A 1,299-nucleotide genomic window follows, 5' to 3' on the forward strand; every position below is an offset into this window, starting at 1 on the left:
GGGTTATAGGAACTTTTGTGGTGTTTTAGGTCGGTCAGAATGGCCGAGATTTCGCGTGGCGTGGTTGCTGTTTATCGATTTCATGGATTTCGATGGCGTTGACGATTGCGTTGTCTAAGGCGTGGGCTGCCTTGATTGAGTCATCGACCGCGTCGAGGATCAATGACGGGTCGCCATGCCGTGCCGCCACACAGGCAAAGGCGACCATGACGGACGCGCGGATCAGTTTCAAAGCGAGTTCGGAATATCGTTTCATGCACCGGGGTATGCGTCCCCGGCGCGAGGCGGGTCATCAGCTCGCGGGCGACGGGGTTATTGGCCGTCGGGCCGCCACTCGGCATGGGTGTGGAACTCGTCCCAGCTGATGCCGGTGCCGTATTCCGGTGCGCCGTCGACATCGCCGGTGTTCTCTTCGGCCGGTGACGGCCTTGCAGGTTCCCAATGCTCGGGCCTGATCAGCGACTTGGGGGCCGGAAAGCCGCTTTTCATGTAGCACACCCATTCGCAGGCTCGTCTCATATGCTCCTCCGGCAGACCGTGGTGGTCGAGGAGCACATGCTTGAGCGGCGAGTTGACGCCACCCTCCAGACGGTTCGTGGTGCGCGCCACCGGACCCGAGGCGGTCAGCGAAGGCTCGAGGAACGCGAACAGCTTGCCCTCGCGGAACAGTTTCTCCAACCGCCGGTAGCAGCGTCTGACCTCCTGGTGCGTCCACCACCACTCCTGACGCGTGGCCTTCGGATTGCCGGGATCGTCCTTCGCGAAGGTGCGTTCGTTAATGAAATCACCCCACCGGATATGCCATGCGTTGAGCGCCTCGCCCCATCGGGCCGCCTGTTCGGCGTCATGGACCTTGGTGAGCCGGTCGGAGAGCTTCTTGAGTTCCCTGCCGGCCTCGAGCCTGGGCTTGGCGGTCAGGTCGGTGCGGGTGTTTCGCTGCACGTGAACCAGACAGCGCTGGATCCGTGTGGACGGCCACGCGGCGTTGCAGGCGGTCTCGGCACCGCGCAGCCCGTCGGTGATCAGCACGTCGGGCGCGGGGATGCGGGAGAACAGCGCCGTGTACGCGGCCTTCGACTCGTGCGCGCACCACTGGAAGCCCAGCACCTCGCCGCTCTCGCCGTCGACCGCGACGATCAGGCACCAGTCGTGGTTCATGTACGTGCCGTCCGCCATCACCGTGCGGTGCCTGACGATCGGCGGCGGGATGACGGGCCGGATGTTCCAGCACCACGCGGTCCGCTTGCGCAGCGCCCTCGCGTCGCCGTTCGCGTCGCACTCGGACTGGGACGCGCGGCC

2 protein-coding genes are annotated in these 1,299 nt (G+C 64.8%); both read right to left on the reverse strand.

From position 1 onward, the window contains the following. Positions 1 to 34: 34 nt before the first annotated feature. On the reverse strand, positions 35 to 256 hold the full coding sequence (locus tag JS530_RS10700) for a hypothetical protein (protein ID WP_214377131.1): 222 nt from the start codon (positions 254 to 256) through the stop codon (positions 35 to 37). A 56-nt stretch (positions 257 to 312) separates the two neighbouring features. Further along, on the reverse strand, positions 313 to 1,299 hold a 987-nt coding region (locus JS530_RS10705), incomplete at its 5' end, for an IS1249 family transposase (protein ID WP_214377132.1).

This window comes from Bifidobacterium colobi (assembly GCF_018555455.1).
GTDB classification, from domain to species: domain Bacteria; phylum Actinomycetota; class Actinomycetes; order Actinomycetales; family Bifidobacteriaceae; genus Bifidobacterium; species Bifidobacterium colobi.

What these genes read in the sequence shown, in the direction of transcription:
- JS530_RS10700 (WP_214377131.1), bottom strand. Translation starts at nt 256, where the DNA reads ATGAAACGATATTCCGAACTCGCTTTGAAACTGATCCGCGCGTCCGTC.